This window comes from Phaeobacter sp. PT47_59, assembly GCF_028890025.1.
In the GTDB taxonomy this organism is placed as follows: Bacteria; Pseudomonadota; Alphaproteobacteria; order Rhodobacterales; family Rhodobacteraceae; genus Phycobacter.
Window position 1 is genome coordinate 54498 of the sequence record NZ_JARCJL010000015.1, and the last position, 19043, is coordinate 73540.

The 19043-nt window shown below is 61.0% G+C and carries 19 protein-coding genes and 1 tRNA gene; 11 read left to right on the forward strand and 9 right to left on the reverse strand.

Annotation, left to right across the window (positions count from 1 at the left end; genetic code table 11):
- Positions 1–299: 299 nt before the first annotated feature.
- From PXK01_RS14245 to trpB, 6 genes are all read left to right on the forward strand, one after another.
- Entirely contained in the window at positions 300–929 is a 630-nt protein-coding gene (locus tag PXK01_RS14245) for an NAD(P)H-dependent oxidoreductase (RefSeq protein WP_274860610.1), read from the forward strand.
- A 347-nt stretch (positions 930–1276) separates the two neighbouring features.
- Positions 1277–2968 (forward strand): 30S ribosomal protein S1, encoded by a 1692-nt coding sequence (gene rpsA / locus PXK01_RS14250; RefSeq protein ID WP_274848146.1) that lies wholly within the window; start codon positions 1277–1279, stop codon positions 2966–2968.
- 334 nt (positions 2969–3302) lie between these two features.
- The gene (gene ihfB / locus PXK01_RS14255; RefSeq protein ID WP_192964471.1) at positions 3303–3587 is read left to right on the forward strand and encodes an integration host factor subunit beta; all 285 of its coding nucleotides are present in this window, start codon (positions 3303–3305) and stop codon (positions 3585–3587) included.
- Positions 3588–3938, forward strand: a complete 351-nt coding sequence (locus PXK01_RS14260; protein ID WP_274860611.1) for a lipopolysaccharide assembly protein LapA domain-containing protein — start codon at positions 3588–3590, stop codon at positions 3936–3938.
- A 4-nt stretch (positions 3939–3942) separates the two neighbouring features.
- Positions 3943–4599 carry a phosphoribosylanthranilate isomerase gene (locus tag PXK01_RS14265; protein WP_274860612.1) on the forward strand — a complete coding sequence of 219 codons (657 nt, stop codon included), beginning with the start codon at positions 3943–3945 and terminating at the stop codon, positions 4597–4599.
- Between the two features lie 103 nt (positions 4600–4702).
- The gene (gene trpB / locus PXK01_RS14270) at positions 4703–5962 is read left to right on the forward strand and encodes a tryptophan synthase subunit beta (protein ID WP_274848075.1); all 1260 of its coding nucleotides are present in this window, start codon (positions 4703–4705) and stop codon (positions 5960–5962) included.
- An 88-nt stretch (positions 5963–6050) separates the two neighbouring features.
- On the opposite strand, the gene PXK01_RS14275 is transcribed toward trpB, so the two are convergent.
- The 6 genes from PXK01_RS14275 to PXK01_RS14300 form a co-directional block, all read right to left on the reverse strand.
- The gene (locus PXK01_RS14275; RefSeq protein WP_274848074.1) at positions 6051–6371 is read right to left on the reverse strand and encodes an antibiotic biosynthesis monooxygenase family protein; all 321 of its coding nucleotides are present in this window, start codon (positions 6369–6371) and stop codon (positions 6051–6053) included.
- Positions 6372–6517: 146 nt separating this feature from the next.
- Positions 6518–6889, reverse strand: coding sequence for a DUF2237 family protein (locus PXK01_RS14280; protein ID WP_274848073.1), 372 nt, complete (start codon positions 6887–6889; stop codon positions 6518–6520).
- Positions 6890–6900: 11 nt separating this feature from the next.
- On the reverse strand, positions 6901–8064 hold the full coding sequence (locus tag PXK01_RS14285; RefSeq protein WP_274848072.1) for a serine hydrolase domain-containing protein: 1164 nt from the start codon (positions 8062–8064) through the stop codon (positions 6901–6903).
- A gap of 73 nt (positions 8065–8137) precedes the next feature.
- Positions 8138–8830 carry an aminoacyl-tRNA hydrolase gene (gene pth / locus PXK01_RS14290; RefSeq protein ID WP_274848071.1) on the reverse strand — a complete coding sequence of 231 codons (693 nt, stop codon included), beginning with the start codon at positions 8828–8830 and terminating at the stop codon, positions 8138–8140.
- A 144-nt stretch (positions 8831–8974) separates the two neighbouring features.
- A complete protein-coding gene (locus tag PXK01_RS14295; RefSeq protein WP_274860613.1) occupies positions 8975–9598 on the reverse strand; it encodes a 50S ribosomal protein L25/general stress protein Ctc in 624 nt (207 codons plus the stop codon).
- A gap of 113 nt (positions 9599–9711) precedes the next feature.
- Positions 9712–10878: an alpha-hydroxy acid oxidase gene (locus tag PXK01_RS14300; RefSeq protein WP_274848069.1), complete on the reverse strand. Its 1167-nt coding sequence runs from the start codon at positions 10876–10878 to the stop codon at positions 9712–9714.
- Positions 10879–11164: 286 nt separating this feature from the next.
- Here PXK01_RS14300 and PXK01_RS14305 point away from each other — a divergent pair, with 286 nt between their 5' ends.
- Positions 11165–12397, forward strand: coding sequence for an ATP-binding protein (locus PXK01_RS14305; RefSeq protein ID WP_274860641.1), 1233 nt, complete (start codon positions 11165–11167; stop codon positions 12395–12397).
- A gap of 73 nt (positions 12398–12470) precedes the next feature.
- Here the strand turns inward: PXK01_RS14305 and trpA are convergent, their stop codons facing one another.
- Positions 12471–13262, reverse strand: coding sequence for a tryptophan synthase subunit alpha (trpA, locus tag PXK01_RS14310; protein WP_274860614.1), 792 nt, complete (start codon positions 13260–13262; stop codon positions 12471–12473).
- Positions 13263–13345: 83 nt separating this feature from the next.
- A complete protein-coding gene (locus PXK01_RS14315; protein ID WP_274860615.1) occupies positions 13346–13837 on the reverse strand; it encodes an acyloxyacyl hydrolase in 492 nt (163 codons plus the stop codon).
- Between the two features lie 195 nt (positions 13838–14032).
- Between PXK01_RS14315 and ychF the strand changes: the two genes are divergently transcribed.
- The 3 genes from ychF to PXK01_RS14330 all read left to right on the forward strand — a co-directional run bounded on the left by ychF (position 14033) and on the right by PXK01_RS14330 (position 17476).
- On the forward strand, positions 14033–15130 hold the full coding sequence (ychF, locus tag PXK01_RS14320; RefSeq protein WP_274860617.1) for a redox-regulated ATPase YchF: 1098 nt from the start codon (positions 14033–14035) through the stop codon (positions 15128–15130).
- Positions 15131–15333: 203 nt separating this feature from the next.
- Positions 15334–15423: transfer RNA gene (locus PXK01_RS14325), tRNA-Ser, on the forward strand.
- A 1063-nt stretch (positions 15424–16486) separates the two neighbouring features.
- Positions 16487–17476, forward strand: coding sequence for an isopenicillin N synthase family dioxygenase (locus PXK01_RS14330; protein ID WP_274860618.1), 990 nt, complete (start codon positions 16487–16489; stop codon positions 17474–17476).
- 35 nt (positions 17477–17511) lie between these two features.
- On the opposite strand, the gene PXK01_RS14335 is transcribed toward PXK01_RS14330, so the two are convergent.
- Positions 17512–17901: a RidA family protein gene (locus tag PXK01_RS14335; RefSeq protein WP_274848011.1), complete on the reverse strand. Its 390-nt coding sequence runs from the start codon at positions 17899–17901 to the stop codon at positions 17512–17514.
- Between the two features lie 100 nt (positions 17902–18001).
- Here PXK01_RS14335 and PXK01_RS14340 point away from each other — a divergent pair, with 100 nt between their 5' ends.
- The gene (locus tag PXK01_RS14340; protein ID WP_274848010.1) at positions 18002–18997 is read left to right on the forward strand and encodes an ABC transporter substrate-binding protein; all 996 of its coding nucleotides are present in this window, start codon (positions 18002–18004) and stop codon (positions 18995–18997) included.
- The last annotated feature ends 46 nt before the right edge of the window (positions 18998–19043 follow it).

Sequence of the window (19043 nt, forward strand, 5' to 3'; positions counted from 1 at the left end):
GTTGGCATCGACACCAGCGATCTGAGCATCAAGGCCGCCGCTGCAGCAGCCATCGGCGCAATCAAGGAAAATCAAGACTGAGTCTGCTGCCCTGTGTGGGCGGCAAAAGCTTGCATGTCTGCACGGTGGCTGTGTGCGGTTTGGCTATGTCTTGGGCTTGGACTTGCTTTTGCGCTGTGCGAAACCGTTTGAACGCCGCGTAACTCTTGGCTTCATCGACTTTCCGCACTTGAACTGAACCGTTTAGTTTGCTTTCTGTGCTGGCAATGGACTCTCCCATCACTGGAAGGATGGCTGAAATGCTGGATAAGCTGAATTGGCGATATGCCACCAAGAAAATGGACCCCGCAAAATCGGTCCCCGAAGACAAGGTCGCAAAGATTGTGGAGGCGGTGCGCCTTGCGCCGACCTCAAGCGGGACGCAGCCTTTCGAACTGTTTGTCATCCGCAACAAGGAACTGCGCGCCAAACTGCAGCCCCATGCGTGGAATCAGGCGCAGCTCACCGATGGCTCGCATCTGTTGGTTTTTGCGGCCTGGGACAACTATACGGCCGAACGCATCGACGCCGTGGTCACCCAGATGGCCGAGGAGCGGGGCGGCACCAATGAGCTGCTGACCACCTATTATGAGAATCTGAAGGCGGCCTATCTGCCGCGTGATCCTCAGGTGAACTTTGAGCACGCCGCGCGCCAGGCCTATATCGCGCTGGGCTTTGCTATGATCGCCGCTGCGGAGCTTGAGGTGGACTGCACCCCGATGGAAGGGTTCGATCCAGCCAAATTCGACGAGATCCTGGGCCTGAGTGAAAAGGGCCTCAAATCCGTCGTGATTCTGCCGCTAGGCTACCGCGCTGAGGAAGGCGACTGGCTTCTGCCGCTAAAGAAAGTGCGCAAGGCCAAAGAGACACTGGTCACTGAAATCAACTGATCGCCGCAGATTTGGTCAAACGACGCGTGCAGCAGGGGAACCTGCTGCCCGTTCTTGCAGGTGTGATAGGGTGCGGCGCTACAGGAGGCGCTACAGGAGATGGGCGAGTCCCTACCTTCCGGTGCAAAGAGTCCCTTTTCCCTTGCCACAAAGGCCCAAACCCCCTATACGGCGCCTGTCGACAGAGATGCGAAAACGCACGAAAGACACTCTGAGCAGGGTCGGGGCAACCTCCGGCCCTTTGTGTTTGTTTGCTCCAGGGCGTCCAACTGCGTGATCTCGGACCGACCAACCCATTCAGACCGGCGGAGACAACCGCATGGCCAGCAAAGACGTATGAAAAGGAAATCCGAGACCACATGGCTCAGAACACATCGATGGAGGAATTCGAAGCCCTCCTGAACGAAAGCTTCGAAATGGACACCCCGGACGAGGGTTCCGTTGTCAAAGGCAAGGTCATCGCAATTGAAGCAGGCCAGGCCATCATCGACGTCGGCTACAAAATGGAAGGCCGCGTTGATCTGAAAGAATTCGCAAATCCCGGCGAAGCTCCTGAAATCGCTGTTGGCGATGAAGTGGAAGTCTTCCTGCGCTCGGCTGAAAACGCCCGTGGCGAAGCCGTCATCTCCCGCGAGATGGCCCGCCGCGAAGAAGCCTGGGACCGCCTGGAAAAAGCATACGCAGACGATGCCCGCGTCGAAGGCGCGATCTTCGGCCGCGTCAAAGGTGGCTTCACCGTCGATCTCGGCGGCGCAGTGGCCTTCCTGCCCGGCTCGCAAGTTGACGTGCGCCCCGTGCGCGATGCAGGCCCGCTGATGGGTCTGAAGCAGCCGTTCCAGATCCTTAAAATGGACCGTCGCCGTGGCAACATCGTTGTGTCGCGTCGCGCCATCCTGGAAGAATCGCGTGCCGAACAGCGTGCAGAAGTCATCGGCAAACTGTCCGAAGGCGATGCGGTTGACGGCGTGGTCAAGAACATCACCGAATACGGTGCATTTGTTGACCTCGGCGGCGTTGACGGCCTGCTGCACGTCACCGACATGGCATGGCGCCGTGTGAACCACCCCTCCGAGATCCTGTCGATCGGCGAAACCGTCAAGGTTCAGGTCATCAAGATCAACAAGGACACCCACCGTATCTCCCTCGGCATGAAGCAGCTGCAGGAAGATCCGTGGGATCTGGTTGGCGCCAAGTTCCCGCTGGGTTCGGTGCACAAGGGTCGCGTCACCAACATCACCGATTACGGTGCATTTGTTGAGCTGGAGCCCGGTGTCGAAGGTCTGGTCCACGTCTCCGAGATGTCCTGGACCAAGAAGAACGTGCACCCCGGCAAGATCGTGTCGACCTCGCAGGAAGTCGACGTCATGGTTCTGGAAATCGACGGCGCCAAGCGTCGCGTGTCCCTGGGCCTCAAGCAGACCATGCGCAACCCCTGGGAGCTCTTTGCCGAGACTCACCCCGAGGGCACCGAGGTCGAAGGCGAAGTCAAGAACATCACCGAATTCGGCCTGTTCATCGGCCTCGACGGCGACATCGACGGCATGGTTCACCTCTCCGACCTGTCCTGGGACGAGCGTGGCGAGGATGCGATCCAGAACTACCGCAAAGGCGACATGGTTTCGGCCGTTGTCTCCGAAGTGGACGTCGAGAAAGAGCGTATCTCGCTGTCGATCAAAGCCCTGGGCGGTGACAAGTTCGCCGAAGCCGTGGGCGGCGTGAAGCGTGGCTCCGTGATCACCGTCGAAGTGACCGCCATCGAAGACGGCGGCATCGAAGTGGAATACGAAGGCATGAAGTCCTTCATCCGCCGCTCCGACCTGTCGCGTGACCGTGCCGATCAGCGCCCCGAGCGTTTCTCGGTCGGTGACAAGATCGACGTGCGCGTCACCAACGTCGACAGCAAGACCCGCCGTCTGGGCCTGTCGATCAAGGCACGCGAGATCGCGGAAGAGAAAGAAGCCGTGGAACAGTATGGCTCCTCGGACTCCGGTGCATCGCTGGGCGATATCCTTGGCGCCGCACTGAAGACCGGCGACTGATCGCCCGCTTCTTTTCGCTGAAAATCTTGGGAACGGCCCTGCCTCTGGCGGGGCCGTTTTCTATTGGCAGGGGCGGCCATGGACAGGGTGCCGCCACGGCAGGCAGGACGCGAATCAAACCCGCATGCAGGCCGCGTGATCGGCAAAATCCCACCCACAGTGCGACGCGAAGCCACCCTGCGCAGCAAATCTCTGGTTTTACATGGCAATTTCAGGCAATCTTCCGGAATATGGAGATCGGCATCGGCGGTTCTTGTTCCCGGCGCGTCGTTTTCCTTGTTATAGTCATGAGTACTTTGGCGAAGGATTGCGTTGGCTTGGGAGGGCAGGAAGGATGATCCGCTCTGAACTGATTCAGAAGATTGCAGACGAAAACCCGCACCTGTATCAGCGGGACGTCGAGAGGATCGTGAACACGGTATTCGAGGAAGTGACCAACGCGATGGCCCGGGGTGACCGGGTCGAATTGCGTGGCTTTGGCGCTTTTTCGGTGAAAAAGCGGGATGCGCGGGTTGGTCGCAATCCCCGCACCGGCGAAACGGTCCATGTAGAGGAAAAACATGTGCCGTTCTTCAAGACCGGAAAGCTCTTGAGGGACCGTCTGAACGGAAAGGCCTAAATGCGCTATCTTCGTTATGCCATCCTGGGCGCCTTGGGGATTGTCCTGATCTCCGTGTGCCTGGCGAATCGCTCTGTCGTAGAGCTGAAGCTGATGCCCACCGCCCTTGCGGAACTGGTCGGCTGGAACCCCACCATCGCGCTGCCGCTCTTCGTGGTGGTTCTGGGCGGGGTCGCCGTTGGTGTTGTGGTTGGCTTCATCTGGGAATGGCTGCGTGAACACAAGCATCGCCGAGAGGCCGGTCAGCACAGCCGCGAGGTCAAGAAACTCTCCCGCGAAGTGCAGAAGCTGAAAAAGCAGAAACACGAAGGCAAGGACGAGGTTCTGGCCCTGCTGGATGACGCGGTCTGATCCAATGACAACGGATATTCGGGTCAAGGTCTGCGGCCTCAGCACGCCGCAGGACGTGGATTGCGCCGCGCGTGCAGGGGCAGCCTATGCGGGCTTCGTGTTCTTCCCGAAATCGCCGCGCAATGTCTCCGTTGAAACCGCTGCCAGCCTGGCGGCCCAGGCTCCGGTGGGCCTGTGCAAGGTCGCCCTGACGGTCAATGCCACAGATGCGGAGCTAGACGCGCTGGTGGATGCGGTGCCTTTGGACATGTTGCAGCTGCACGGCAAGGAAACGCCGGAACGCGTGGCGGCAGTGAAATCCCGCTACGGCCTGCCGGTGATGAAGGCGATCGGCGTCGCCGATGCGGCGGACCTGGTGCAGATCGATATCTATTCGGATGTGGCCGACCAGCTTTTGATCGATGCCAAACCGCCCAAAGGCGCCGATCTGCCCGGCGGCAACGGGCTGGCCTTCGACTGGCGCCTGCTGGCCAGGCGCAAATACTGGCGCAAACCCTGGATGCTGGCCGGCGGGCTCACCCCTGAAAACGTGGCCGAGGCGATCCGCATGACCGGTGCGCGGCAGGTGGATGTCTCTTCCGGGGTTGAATCTGCACCGGGCCAGAAGGACGCCGAGAAGATCGCCGCCTTCGTCTCTGCCGCCCACGCCGCACGCGGCTGACACGGTCCTATCGACGCGACCCGCGAGGTTTTGCGCCTTGCTCTCTTTACCCCTCGCCTGACGCGCTATAGTCATTAGCCGTGCCGCGCAGAGAGGAACAATCATGGCCGAAGATCTTTTCAACAGCTTCATGAACGGACCCGACGAAAAGGGCCGCTTTGGCATCTTCGGCGGGCGTTTCGTCAGCGAAACGCTGATGCCGCTGATCCTGAGCCTGGAAGAGGAATACGACCGCGCCAAGGACGATCCCACGTTCTGGGCCGAGATGGACGATCTGTGGAAGCACTATGTGGGCCGTCCCAGCCCGCTCTATTTCGCCAATCGCCTGACCGAGCACCTGGGCGGCGCCAAGATCTACATGAAGCGGGACGAGCTGAACCACACCGGCGCCCACAAGGTGAACAACGTGCTGGGGCAGATCCTGCTGGCGCGCCGCATGGGCAAGACCCGCATCATCGCTGAAACCGGCGCCGGCCAGCATGGGGTGGCCACCGCCACCGTCTGCGCCAAGTTCGGTCTGAAATGCGTGGTCTACATGGGCGCCCATGATGTGAAACGTCAGGCCCCGAATGTCTTCCGCATGCGCCTGCTGGGCGCCGAGGTGATCCCGGTGACCTCGGGTCGTGGCACGCTGAAGGATGCGATGAACGACGCGCTGCGCGACTGGGTGACCAATGTGCGTGACACTTTCTACTGCATCGGCACCGTGGCCGGCCCGCACCCCTATCCGGCGATGGTCCGCGATTTCCAATCGGTGATCGGCAAGGAGGTGCGCTGGCAGCTGGCCGAGCAAGAGGGCGAAGGCCGCCTGCCGGATACGGTGATTGCGGCCATCGGTGGCGGCTCCAACGCCATGGGGCTGTTCTATCCCTTCCTGGACGACAAGAGCGTGAACATCATCGGCGTCGAGGCCGGCGGCAAGGGCGTTGACGAGAAGATGCAGCATTGCGCCTCGCTCACCGGCGGGCGGCCCGGCGTGCTGCACGGCAACCGCACCTACCTGCTGCAGGATGACGACGGTCAGATTCTCGAAGGCTTCTCGATCTCCGCCGGTCTGGATTACCCGGGCATCGGCCCCGAACACGCCTGGCTGCATGATACGGGTCGCGCCGAATATGTCTCGATCACCGACAAGGAAGCGCTGGAGGCCTTCCAGCTGTCCTGCGCGATGGAGGGGATCATCCCCGCACTGGAGCCAAGCCATGCGCTGGCCCATGTGATGAAGATCGCGCCGACCCTGCCGAAAGAGCATATCATCGTCATGAACATGTGTGGCCGCGGCGACAAGGATATCTTCACCGTGGCACGGCACCTGGGCTTTGACATGTCCGACACCGAAGAGGGGCGCGACCTGGACGACTGAGCCCTGCCCCGGTCAAAAAATGCAAAAAAGGCGCCTTGGGGCGCCTTTTTCATTGTCCAGCTAGCGCTTACACAGCGCAACGGGAGGCTCAGCCTTCCTCCAGAACGGTTTCAAAACCTTCGAACTGCGGATGGCCGATAAAGGGGCTTTCGCCTTCGTTCTGCCGCGCGTTGCGATGCGAATTGCGGAATTGCTCGGACTTGGTCCAGGCCTCGAAATCATCCTGGCTGTCCCAGATCACATGGCTGGAATAGAGGCTGTATTCCTCGGTTTTCGGTCCCTTCAGCAGCCGGAACTCCTGAAACCCCTTCATCTCGTTCAGGCGGCTTTCCCGGTTTTTCCAGATGGTTTCAAAATCCCCTTCCCGTCCGGGACGAATCTTGAAGCGGTTCATGGCAATAAAGGTCATGGTGCCCTTGGCCCTCTCTTCTGCGGTTGCATAAGGCTGGCGAAGGCGGGCAAGAGCACGCACCCGGGCTGGCGATAGGTCTCAGTATCTGAGAAATCCCGGTCCGGTCAATGCAGAGCGGGTGAGACCTGAACGCGCAGGGGCTGCTATTGGGCACTATGGGCGCGCAAGATCTCCAGCGGCACCAGATCCAGCGCACGCCTGTGGGTGCTGGCCAGCTTCACCCGTGGCGCACAGCCTTCATCCGCGGCCTGCAGGAAGCGCGCGGCACACAGGCACCAGCTGTCGCCGGGTTTCAGGCCGGGAAACTGAAACTCGGGCCTGGGAGTGCTGAGGTCATTGCCCACATATTTCGAATAGGCGAGGAATTCCCCCGTCATCACCGCGCAGACCGTATGGCTGCCCTGATCGGCCGCGCAGGTGTTGCAGGCACCATCGCGGAAAAAGCCGGTCAAAGGATCATTGGAACAGGGCTGAAGGGCGCTGCCCAGAACATTGATACTGTCGTCTTTTTCCATGGGTGCTTGGCCTATAATGCGCGGGCGATCTTTCGGAACATCTCGATATTAGCGCGGTTTACGCCCTTGTCGCGGAATTTCCGGTCGGCAGCGGTGCTGACAATGACAACATCGCGGGCCTGATCGATATAGATGTATTGGCCATAGACCCCGCGTGCCATGAATTCACCCGCATGGGCGCCGATGGGGATCCACCACTGGTATCCATAACCGATCTTGCCCGCCTCAGTCGGCGCCGAGGCACGGGTCGAGTCTTGGATCCACGCGGCGGGAACGATCTGCTGGCCGCCATAGTGCCCGTCCTGCTCGATCATCCGGCCAAAGCGGGCATAGTCCCGCGTGGTGATGTTGAGCCCGCCCAGGACGAAGGCGACGCTTTCACCGTCGGTCACGTAGTATGGCTCCTGCTCCAACCCCAGGGGCGCGATGATCTTCTCCGACAGAAGGTCGGGAATGCTGCGCCCGGTGGCACCGCGGATCACCATGCCGATCACATGGGTGTCGATCGAGACATACTGCCAGGTGGCACCAGGCGTGGCGAAGGTTTCCTTCAGATCGGCCGCGAATTGATCCAGCGTGCCGCCCAATGCAACCTCGCGACCCATGCGGTTGATATCCGAATCATAGTCCAGGTAATCCTCGTCAAAGGTGACACCGCTGGCCATGTTCAACACGTTGCGGATGCTGGCGCCATCATAGGCGCTGCCTTTCAAGAGCGGCGCATATTTGGTGACGGGATCGTCGATGGAGGCAATCGCGCCTTCTTCCAGCAGCACCCCGAACAAAGCCGACAGGTAACTCTTGGCCACCGACCAGGAGATGCGGCGGTCATCCTCACCGGTGCCAAGGTGATAGCTTTCGTGACGGATCTGCCCGTCCTTCAGCACCAAAAGAGAGGTCACCGCACGATCTTCGATCCAGCTGCCCGTACCATCCGGCAGGGTCATCTCGGCCCCCTGAGGCAGCGCAGAGACCGCCCCTGCCCCGCGCGGCACGGGCCGGGTCAGGAAGGCAGCATTCATGTTGGAGAAGTTTCCGACGATCTTTTCCTCTGAAAACAGAGAGTTCACCGCCCAGAGGCGCATGATCTCTTCCCGTTTCCACAGGCCACCTGCAACGGCGACAACAACTGCAACAGCCAGGATCCGCCCGGCGATCCGCATGAACTTGCGCATATCTTTCCTCCCTTTGGCCATCAGCCTAGCCGCGGGGAGGACCCCGCGCAAAGCGGACCCGACGGAAGGCAGCCTAGCGGAACTTGTCGACCAGCCGTTCCAGCGGGGAGCGGGCATCCTCGGGTTTGGCGGGTTCCGCCTCCGGCTTTGCCTCTTTTGCGAGCTTGTCCTTGCCCCCGGCAGAGGTGGAACTGCGCGGCGGTGCGGTGCGCAGGGCAACCGCATTCATGAACTTGCCGCCATCGCCCTTGGCCAATTGGGCAGCCCCATCGGAAATCCCGCGCATCAGGTCATCCAGCCAGGCTTCATCGGCCTTGGGAAAGTCGCGCAGCACATATCCCGCGACCGCATCCTTGTGGCCGGGATGGCCAATGCCAAGGCGCACGCGGGCATAGTCGGCACCGATATGGGCATGGATCGAACGCAACCCGTTGTGCCCCGCATGCCCCCCGCCCTGTTTCACCCGCGCCTTGCCGGGCGCCAGATCGAGCTCGTCATGCAGCACGGTCACATCGGCAGGCGTCAGCTTGTAGAACCGCATCGCCTCGCCCACGGATTGGCCGGAGTTGTTCATGAAGGTCTGAGGTTTCAGCAGCAGCACCTTGGTCCCGTCCAGGGTGCCTTCGCTGATCTCGCCCTGGAATTTCGATTTCCAAGGTGAAAAGCCGTGATCCTCGGCGATCCGGTCCAGCGCCATGAAGCCGATGTTATGCCGGTTATGCGCATATTTTGCGCCGGGGTTACCAAGGCCGACAAAGAGTTTCATGGGGTCTCTCGCTGTTTGCAGACGTCTTGCGGGGATACATGCCCGCTCAGCCCGTGAAAATCCAGGGGTGCGTTATCTGCGACCTCCAAAAGAAAACGGAGCCCGCAAGGGCTCCGCTCAATGATCCAGCCTGCGGCGTGGATCTTATTCTTCTGCGGCTTCCGCTTCGCCTTCTTCCTCGTTGTCAGAGGAAGCCAGACCGGCAGGTGCTGCAATGTTTGCAATCACGAAGTCGCGGTCGATGGTCGGCTTGGCGCCGCCGGGCAGTTCAACCGCAGAGATGGTGACGGTGTCACCGATCTGCAGCTCGGAGATGTCCACGGTCAGCTTTTCCGGGATATCGCCAGCGGTCACGACCAGTTCCACCTCGGGGCGTACGACGGACAGCATGCCGCCTTTTTTGATGCCGGGGGCCACATCTTCACCAGTGAATTCAACCGGGATGAACAGGTTGATCTTGGTGGTGCGGCGCAGGCGCATCAGGTCGAAGTGGGTCGGCAGGTCCTTGACCACGTCACGCTGAACGTCGCGGCAGATGACGCGGACGTCTTCCTGGCCTTCGACCTTCAGGTTCCACAGGGTCGACTTGAAGCGACCGGCCTTCAGCTTTTTGAACAGCTCGTTAAAGGGGATCTGAATCGCCACCGGCTCAGCATCGCCACCAAAAACAACACCAGGAACCATGCCAGCGCGACGCGCTGCGCGAGCGGCGCCCTTGCCCGTCCCCGCACGTTCCTGGCAAACGAGATCAGGAATCTCTCCAGCCATTTGAATTCTCCAATATGTTAGGGCGGGATGCCTCCAAGGCTGTCACCCCGCGTGAAGCCGCGCGTATAGCCGAGAATCCCCCGGATGCAAAGCGCAAAAAAGCCAAAGGCGGATCAGCCCTGCCAGACGCCCTCGAATCCTTCGGGGACCAGCAGGTTGTGACGTCCCAGATCCTTCACGTTGCGCTCGCCGCACAGGGCCATGGTGGTGTCGAGTTCCTTCTGGATCACCTCCAGCGCGGTGGTGACACCCTTCTGCCCCATGGCACCCAACCCATAGACAAAGGCGCGGCCGATCATGGTGCCCTTGGCCCCCAGCGCCAGCGCCTTCAAGACGTCCTGGCCCGAGCGGATACCGCTGTCGAGATGGACCTCGACCTGATCGCCGACGGCATCCATGATCTGCGGCAGCATGCGGATCGAGCTGAGCGCACCATCCAGCTGGCGCCCGCCGTGGTTGGAGACCGTGATGGCATCGGCGCCGACCTTGGCGGCCATCTTGGCGTCCTCGGCGTCCAGGATCCCCTTCAGGATCACCTTGCCGCCCCACATCTCTTTCAGCTTTTCGATCTTGCCCCAGTCGAGCGAGGGATCGAACTGTTCCGCCGTCCAGGCGCCGAGCGACGAGGCATCCGAGATGCCTTCCACATGGCCGACGATATTGCCGAACTCGCGGCGCTTGGCGCCCAGCATTTCAATGCCCCAGGCCCATTTCGTCATCAGGTTGGCGATGGTCTTGGGGGTGAGTTTCGGCGGAGCGGACAGGCCGTTCTTCAGGTCCTTGTGGCGCTGACCCAGGATCTGCAGGTCCAGCGTGATCACCAGGGCCGAACATTTGGCCGCCTTGGCGCGCTCGATCAGGCGGCGCACGTAGTCCTCGTCCTTCATGGTGTATAGCTGGAACCAGAAGGGTTTGTTGGTTGCCTCAGCGACATCCTCGATCGAGTTGATCGACATGGTCGACAGGGTGAAGGGGACGCCGAATGCCTCGGCGGCGCGGGCCGCTTTGATCTCGCCATCGGCATGCTGCATGCCGGTCAGCCCGACAGGAGCCAGCGCGACAGGCATGGCGACATCCTGGCCAATCATCTGGCTGGCAGTAGAGCGGCCCGACATGTCCACGGCCACACGCTGACGCAGGCGGATCTGTTCGAAATCCGAGGTGTTCTCGCGGAAGGTCTGCTCGGTCCAGCTGCCGCTTTCGGCATAATCATAAAACATCCGGGGAACACGGCGTTCGTAGATGCGCTTCAAGTCATTGATATTGGTAATTACAGGCACTGGTTCAGTCCTCGCCTAATGTTGGTCAACATTCTTTACCAATTGTGTGGCGCCAGCGCAATGATTGCCTTTGCGCTTGGACAAAATGTCCCCCTTCGGCATTTTACGTTAGATTTATCACTTGCCATTGCTAGGATTCTCCTGACAGCCGGTCGGGGTGGCGCCGTTTGCGCCGGGGACGATTGCCTGGCTGTCGTGGGAGCGGACAGAATTTCAGGGGGAAACCGGGTCAAACGTGGAAACAGAATTCGATTCTTCATTTCCCGAGGCGGGCAGCTTGGCTGACATGCGTGCGGCCTTCAAGCGGGAGCAAACCGCCCGCAAGGAAGCCGAGGCTGCAAATCAGGCCAAATCCGCCTTTCTGGCGGTCATGAGCCATGAGATCAGGACGCCGCTGAACGGTGTCCTCGGAATGGCAGAGGCCCTGGCCGACAGCGGGCTGCGGGAAGATCAGCAAGAGATCCTCGACACCATAACCGACAGTGGCAACCTGCTGCTCACCATCGTCGATGACATTCTGGATCTCTCCAAGGTCGAGGCGGGCAAGCTGGAGCTGGAGACCCTGCCGAGCAACGTGAACGAGATTTTCATGTCGCTGTGCCAGCAGTACCGCCCCCGCATCGAGGCCAAGGGGCTGTCCTTTACCACCGTTCTAAGCGGGCTGATGGTCAAGGGCGAAGTCTGGGCCAAACTGGACCCGACCCGATTGCGGCAGGTACTTGGGAACCTGTTGTCGAATGCGCTGAAATTCACCGCAGAGGGCGCCGTGTCCTTCTCGGTATCGGCAGCGCATCTGGGAGAGGAGACGATCCTGCTCGACTTCAACATTCGCGACACCGGCACCGGCATTCATGAAAAGCAGCACGGCAAGCTGTTCAACCCTTTCACCCAGGCTCAGGCCAGCGTGAACCGGCGCCATGGTGGCACCGGGCTGGGCCTCGTGGTGGCACAGCAGATCTGCAAGGAAATGGGCGGTGGCATCGAATTCACCAGCGCCGAGGGAGAGGGCAGCGAATTCCATGTCTCGCTCGTGCTGGAGGCGGCAGAACCACCGAAGCAAACGGCACAGGAAGAAAACGATTGGAGCCGTGCCGTCCTGGCGGATCGGCGCTGGCGGGTGCTGGCGGCGGAAGACAACCTGACCAATCAATTGGTGCTGCGCCACCTGCTGAAAGAGTTCGACCTGGATCTGACCATCGTGTCTGACGGGGCGGAACTCTTCGATCTCTGGCAGGCGGAGGGGGCTGACCTGATCCTGATGGATGTGAACATGCCGGTGATGGACGGGGTGACCGCAACCTGCAAGATCCGCGAGGTCGAGAGCCAAGAGGAACGCCAACCGGTTCCGATCATCGCGATCTCTGCCAATGCGATGTTGCACCAGGTCCAAGGATACATGGCGAACGGCATGTCCGACCACGTGGCAAAGCCGACCCGAAAGGCAGACCTTTTCCCGGCGATTGCGCGCCTCTTGTGCGATACCCATGACCGGCTGCCCTGCAAAGGGGCCACGACCTGAAGACCTTGGCGGTTTCGGCCAAAAGCCTTGGCCAGCGCCACTCAGGATGTCGGCACCGTCAGGCGCAGTGACGTCAGGCTGCGTGGGCGCCGTCCGACAGGGATTTCACGAAGGCCAGCACCTCATCAACCGATTTCCCGGCGCCGATCTGACTGACGATGGCGCTGCCCACCACGGCACCATCGGAGACCGAAGCGATATTCTGCGCCTTTTCCGGGGTGTTGATCCCGAAACCGACGATCACCGGCAGATCGGTGGCGGATTTGATCCGGGCCACTTCCGGTCCCACGTCGCCCGCTTCGGCTTCGGCCGCGCCGGTAATGCCGGTGATGGAGACATAATAGACAAAGCCCGAGGTGTTCTGCAGAACCCGCGGCAGGCGCTTGTCGTCCGTCGTCGGGGTGGCGAGACGGATGAAATTCAGCCCTGCGGCCTGGGCCGGAATGCAGAGCTCCTCGTCCTCCTCCGGGGGCAGGTCCACGACGATCAGCCCGTCGATCCCGGCGGCCTTGGCATCCTGCAGAAAGGTGTCGACACCGCGATTGTAGATCGGGTTGTAATAGCCCATCAGCACGATCGGCGTGGTGTTGTCTTCCTTGCGGAACTCGGTGGCCAGCTGCAGCGTGCGCTCCAGCGTCATGCCCGCATCCAGCGCCCGCTGACCGGCCAGCTGAATGGTCGGCCCGTCCGCCATCGGGTCGGTGAAAGGCAGGCCCAGCTCGATGATGTCGACACCGGCGGCGGGCAGGCCTTTGACCACCTGCAGGGAGGTTTCGTAATCCGGGTCCCCGGCCATGACGTAAGAGACGAAAGCTTTCTTCCCTGCTGCCTTGAGGTCAGCGAATTTTGCATCGATGCGGGTCATGGTCGGGCCTTGTGTTTACTGTTCGCCCCGGTGTGCCGAATGTTGGGGCTAAAATCAATCCCAACCCCGGCGCGCAAAGCCGCCTAAAGCGGAATGTGCCAGCGCAGGTGCACGGAATTCACGCCGGGATTGAGACTGGCGGTGGAGGCATTGGATTTATGCGATACTGCCAGCGATACGGCGGTTCCGTTGGCAAAGCCGCGCCCGACCCCGATCTCGCTTCGTATTTCGAAGGTCGAGCCCAGATCGTTCAACGCCACGCTCTCGAAATAGGCCCCCGGCAGGATGCTAGCATCGATGAACCAGGCCCGGCCCAGATCCCATCTCCCGGCCACACCGGCCCCGATGAAGACATCTCCGGTTTCCTGCACATCCAGCGCGGCACCAAAACGGGCCGCAAAGTTACCCTTTTCCCAGAACGGGCTGTGCCGATAGTCAAGCGACACCAGCGCACCATTCTCTGACCCGGGGCGGGAATAGTCGGAATATCCGATTCCGATGGCAATCTCACGATCTTCGGCATGGGCGGCATGCGCAGTCAGGAGAACGGCTGTCAGGGCGGCAATGTATTTCATGATCAATCTCGGCTTGTTTGCGTCTGGTGACCGCAACATGTGCATTGAAGTCTCGTTCCGACAGAAAAATCAAGCAAATGATAGAAACCGTGAAAACCCGTGAGCAAGATCTCGGCAGCGCCTTTTTTCCATGACCGCTTGCACCATGCTCCATTGCTGCCTAGAAGCGCAGCCAAGTGGCATCAGGAGGCCGGTATGGGCTTTAAAATGGGAATCGTCGGTCTGCCCAATGTTGGCAAATCGACGCTGTTCAACGCGTTGACGAAAACCGCCTCGGCACAGGCGGCGAATTTTCCGTTCTGCACCATCGAGCCCAATGTGGGTGAAGTTGGCGTTCCCGATGCGCGTCTCGACAAACTTGCGGCCATCGCCGGTTCGAAACAGATCATCCCGACCCGGATGACCTTTGTGGATATCGCGGGTCTCGTCAAAGGGGCCTCCAAGGGCGAAGGCCTCGGCAACCAGTTTCTGGCCAATATCCGCGAGGTGGACGCCATTGCCCATGTGCTGCGCTGTTTCGAGGATGGCGATGTCACCCACGTGGAGGGGCGCGTCGATCCGGTGGCCGATGCCGAAACCATCGAGACCGAGCTGATGCTGGCGGATCTGGAAAGCATCGAGAAACGCCGCGCGGGCCTGGTGCGCAAGCTGAAGGGCAACGACAAGGAAGCCCAGCAGCAGGATCGCCTTCTGGCCGAGGCCCAGGCGATGCTGGAGGACGGCAAGCCCGCCCGCCTGGTGGAGGTCGACGCCGAAGACGCCAAGGCCTGGCGCATGCTGCAGCTTCTGACCACCAAACCGGTGCTTTATGTCTGCAACGTCGGCGAATCCGAATCCGTCGAGGGCAATGAACACTCCGCCAAGGTCGCCGAAATGGCGGCGGCCCAGGGCAATGCCCATGTGATCATCTCGGCCCAGATCGAGGAAGAGATCAGCCAGCTGGAGGCGGACGAGGCGCAGATGTTCCTTGAGGAAATGGGCCTGACCGAGGCCGGTCTCGACCGCCTGATCCGCGCCGGTTACGAGCTGTTGCACCTCGAAACCTATTTCACCGTCGGCCCCAAGGAGGCCCGCGCCTGGACCATCCGCAAGGGCACCTCGGCGCCCCAGGCGGCCGGTGTCATCCACGGTGATTTCGAAAAAGGCTTCATCCGCGCCGAAACCATCGCCTATGAGGATTTCATCGCCAACAATGGCGAACAGGGCGCCAAGGAAGCAGGCAAGATGCGCGCCGAGGGCAAATCCTACATCGTGCAGGACGGCGATGTGATGCACTTCCTGTTCAACACCTGATCCCTGCCTTCAGCTGAAACATGGCGCCCGTCAGATCTTTCTGGCGGGCGTTTTTCTGTGCTGTGCAACAGGCATGCCAGAGAGCCCGACGTGAAACGCCCGCCAGTTGCATCCTGGCGGTTTTTCGATGCCGGATTGAAAAATGCCCCGAACCGCGATTTTCGGCCTTGTTTCCCTTGGGCTTGGCCCATATACCGGCCGACGGAGACGTGGCCGAGTGGTCGAAGGCGCTCCCCTGCTAAGGGAGTAGGCGGGAAACCGTCTCGAGGGTTCGAATCCCTTCGTCTCCGCCACCCACCATTGAAATCATTGGAAAAATTGGCGATTTCAGCACCCTACTCGCCAAAATACTCGCCAACTGATTTGCGCTTGGATGCTATCTTGGGCGACAAGCGCCAGATCGTCCTCAGGCGCACTGACTCTGGACATTCTCACACCAAACAGGGGCTCCCCGGACGAGCTTAGTTGATATTGTCTCTCCGATTCGGAGCTTCCGCTGGGCCTGATGTGCTCTCTGCGCTGCTCTGAACTTCATCCAATTCGTCAGGATTGGGCCGCTGTTGCTCGACGGTTTCACGTGAGGCGCCAGCGCTCTTTCTTACGAGGGGCGTGGCACATCGGACGGTGTCTTTTGTGCCGGTGAAAAGCGCAACAATGCGAACCAGGATTTCGGAAAGTGGCATGGCAAGGCCCCTCGAGGAATTGGATACGGGTCAGTTCAGCTGCAATTCTATCCAGAGGGCGCCCACTATCCCATAATCCTGCGGCGTTTTCCCAGGCTGCACCGGATGGCAAAGCGCACTCGGCCGATACCCGAGCTTCGTCCAATTGAACATCGCTGCAACACGGCGTCCTCTTTGCTTCCGCTTGTCGCATTGCACGACAGGGGAGGTCCCAAGGCCATGCAAGGTGCCGCCCATGGGGGCGCACGCAGGGGGGCGAGTCGGCACGTCTGCATCGCCTGGGCCCCGGCTGACCGCGCTGATTTGGCCCGCACAACCATCCGAACTCGGCCTGAATTTTTGCCATCCGAAAGAATTTTCGCTCGCTTTGCGGGCAGATTGCTGCTGCGCAGCGCGTTTTCTGCATGCGCGAAGAGGACAGCTAGAATTTCTTCAGTCTAGCGTGAAGGGACGAGGGAAACGCATACGTCCTGTGTGAGACACGCATAATCACGCGCTCTGCCAGGGGCGGGACATCACCAAAACGGCGCGCCTCCCCGACATCCACAGGTCTGCCCATTCGGGCAGCCACGACGACAAACCGGAGTAGAAGCAGGCAGCGCCCCATGCGCAGGTCATTGCTCCCTTTTTCAACCTCACGCCAGAAGCCGCGTGCGGACAAGGAGGGTATGTAATGGGCACGACGCCTTTGAAAGAGTTGCAAAAAGAGAGCCGCATTGGTGGGCTCGGAACCGTCATCGAGCGGGATATCCCGCAAATCGACATGTCCGATTTCCACGCACGCCGCGACCAGATCACCGCCGAGCTGTGGGATGCGGCCACCGACATCGGCTTCTTCCAACTTACGGGCCACGGCATCCCGCAGTCGCTGATCGATGACGCCTTCGCGCGCTCCGCGGCCTTCTTCGACCTCGACGCCGAGAGCAAATCCGCCTTCCCCCTCAAACCCGGCACCAATGCGGGCTGGGAGTTCAAGGCGCAGGTGCGCCCCTCGACGGGCACCGCCGACCAGAAGGAAAGCTATCAGATCACCCTGCCCCGCATGGCGGGGCTCTGGCCCTCGGGCGCGCAGGTGCCTGATTTCAAACCGACCATGCTCGCCTTCGAGCGGATGAACTGGGCGCTGGCGATGCGGGTTCTGTCATGCTTCGGCGACAAGCTCGGCTTTGCCCCCGACACGTTCACCGACGGCCATGACCCGCTGTCGCCGCAGTATCAATCCACCCTGCGCCTGATCCACTACCTCGGCATGGAGGACGCCAGCCCCGAGGACTTCAAATTCTGGCGGGCGGGCGCCCATACCGATTTTGACTGCCTCACCCTTTTGCACCAGAAACAGGGCCAGGGCGGCCTGCAGGTCTGCCCCGGCAAGGACAGCGAGGGGCGCGCCCTGGGCTGGACCGATGTGCCGCCCGTGGGTGGCGTCATCACCTGCAACATCGGCGACATGCTGATGCGCTGGACCGACGACAAGCTGCTCTCCAACCTGCACCGCGTGCGCATGCCGCAAGAGGGCGAAAGCCTCGGGCCGCGCTACTCCATCGCCTATTTCGCGCAGGCCAATATGGATACGGTCCTGCAAGGCCCCGAAAAGCTCTACGCGCCGATCACCGGCCACGACTACATCCAGATGCGCCTTGGCGCCAACTTCAGCAAGACGTGATGCGGGTGGCTGCGATCTCCTGCCGGGCCCTGGGCCTAGGGCATGCTGGCCGTGACCTCGATCTCGACCACGAATTCGGGGCGGGTAAAGCCGCTCACGATCATCAGCGTCGAGGCGGGCAGATGCGGAATATCCGCGAGCCAGGCATCCCGCGCGACCATGTAGCCCGCCATATGGGCGCGATCGGTGACATAGGCGTGGAGCTTCAGCACATGCGCCTTGTCGGTGCCGCCCTCTGTCAGGATTTTCTCGAGGTTGGCGAAGATCAACGCGGCCTGTGCCTCTGCCCCTTCGGGGATCGTGCCGTCAAGATCAAGCGCCAACTGCCCCGAGGTCATCAGCACCCCCGCACGCACATCGACCACGCCATGGGCATAGCGGGCAAAGGGCGGCGCCATATCGCCCGGGGTCACGCTCTTGATCATCTCATCTTCCCATCTGTGAGGACTGCGGGCGCACCACCGCCCCCGTGTTCCCACCAATAAGACCAAAAAAACCAAAACGTTCAACAAGGAGACGACGCACATGAAACTGACCACTGCACTGACCGCCGCCACGGCGCTTGCCACCGCCGCCACGGGCGCACTTGCCGAGGGCACCCCGGTAACCTTCGGTTCCAACTGGCTGGCCCAGGCCGAACACGGCGGCTTTTATCAGGCTGCCGCCGACGGCACCTACGCGGCCTGCGGCCTGGACGTGTCGATCGTGCAGGGCGGCCCGCAGGTCAACAACCGCGCGCTGCTCCTGGCGGGCAAGCTTGACTATCACATGGGCTCCGACCTCACAGGCGTCTTCAACGCCGCCAAGGAAGGTATCCCGATCGTCGCCGTTGCCGCCTCGTTCCAGAAGATCCCTCAGGTGCTCATCACCCATCCGGGCAAGGCGGAAACCTTCGAGGACCTCAAGGATCTGACCCTGTTGATCGGCGACAACGGCTTCCAGGGCTTCTACCAGTGGATGATGGCCGCCTATGGCTTCACCGCCGAGCAACGCGAACCCTATACCTTCAACCCCGCGCCTTTCCTTGCCGACGAGAACATGGCGATGCAGGGCTATCTCTCCTCCGAACCCTACCTCATCGAGAAAGAAGGCGGCTTCACCCCCGATGTCTTCCTGATCGCGGATGCGGGCTATTCGACCTATTCGACCACCATCGAAACCATGGCCGCCACCGTTGATGAAAAGCCCGAAGAGGTGAAGTGCTTCGTCGAGGGCTCGATCCTGGGCTGGTACAACTACCTCTATGGCGACAACGCGGCGGCCAACGAGATGATCATGGCCGACAACCCCGAGATGACCCAGGACAAGATCGACTACGCGATCGACAAGATGAAGTCCGAAGGCATCCTCATTTCGGGCGACGCGGAGACTATGGGCATCGGCGTGATCACCGACGCGAAGGTCGACGATTTCTACGCCAAGCTCGTGGAGGCAGGCGTCTTCGAGGCGGGCCTGGACTACTCGGCGGGCTACACCACCGCCTTCGTCGGCAAGGGCCTCGGCATGGATCTTGTGAAGTAAGCCGCCCCACCACCAAGGGGGCGCGCGCTGCGCCCCCCGTTTTCGG

Bases quoted from the DNA above. Each gene is read 5' to 3' on its own strand.
- PXK01_RS14245 (WP_274860610.1), top strand. From the start codon at position 300: ATGCTGGATAAGCTGAATTGGCGATATGCCACCAAGAAAATGGACCCC.
- ihfB (WP_192964471.1), top strand. From the start codon at position 3,303: ATGATCCGCTCTGAACTGATTCAGAAGATTGCAGACGAAAACCCGCAC.
- PXK01_RS14260 (WP_274860611.1), top strand. From the start codon at position 3,588: ATGCGCTATCTTCGTTATGCCATCCTGGGCGCCTTGGGGATTGTCCTG.
- PXK01_RS14265 (WP_274860612.1), top strand. From the start codon at position 3,943: ATGACAACGGATATTCGGGTCAAGGTCTGCGGCCTCAGCACGCCGCAG.
- trpB (WP_274848075.1), top strand. From the start codon at position 4,703: ATGGCCGAAGATCTTTTCAACAGCTTCATGAACGGACCCGACGAAAAG.
- PXK01_RS14275 (WP_274848074.1), bottom strand. From the start codon at position 6,371: ATGACCTTTATTGCCATGAACCGCTTCAAGATTCGTCCCGGACGGGAA.
- PXK01_RS14280 (WP_274848073.1), bottom strand. From the start codon at position 6,889: ATGGAAAAAGACGACAGTATCAATGTTCTGGGCAGCGCCCTTCAGCCC.
- PXK01_RS14285 (WP_274848072.1), bottom strand. From the start codon at position 8,064: ATGCGCAAGTTCATGCGGATCGCCGGGCGGATCCTGGCTGTTGCAGTT.
- pth (WP_274848071.1), bottom strand. From the start codon at position 8,830: ATGAAACTCTTTGTCGGCCTTGGTAACCCCGGCGCAAAATATGCGCAT.
- PXK01_RS14295 (WP_274860613.1), bottom strand. From the start codon at position 9,598: ATGGCTGGAGAGATTCCTGATCTCGTTTGCCAGGAACGTGCGGGGACG.
- PXK01_RS14305 (WP_274860641.1), top strand. From the start codon at position 11,165: ATGCGTGCGGCCTTCAAGCGGGAGCAAACCGCCCGCAAGGAAGCCGAG.
- trpA (WP_274860614.1), bottom strand. From the start codon at position 13,262: ATGACCCGCATCGATGCAAAATTCGCTGACCTCAAGGCAGCAGGGAAG.
- PXK01_RS14315 (WP_274860615.1), bottom strand. From the start codon at position 13,837: ATGAAATACATTGCCGCCCTGACAGCCGTTCTCCTGACTGCGCATGCC.
- ychF (WP_274860617.1), top strand. From the start codon at position 14,033: ATGGGCTTTAAAATGGGAATCGTCGGTCTGCCCAATGTTGGCAAATCG.
- PXK01_RS14330 (WP_274860618.1), top strand. From the start codon at position 16,487: ATGGGCACGACGCCTTTGAAAGAGTTGCAAAAAGAGAGCCGCATTGGT.
- PXK01_RS14335 (WP_274848011.1), bottom strand. From the start codon at position 17,901: ATGATCAAGAGCGTGACCCCGGGCGATATGGCGCCGCCCTTTGCCCGC.
- PXK01_RS14340 (WP_274848010.1), top strand. From the start codon at position 18,002: ATGAAACTGACCACTGCACTGACCGCCGCCACGGCGCTTGCCACCGCC.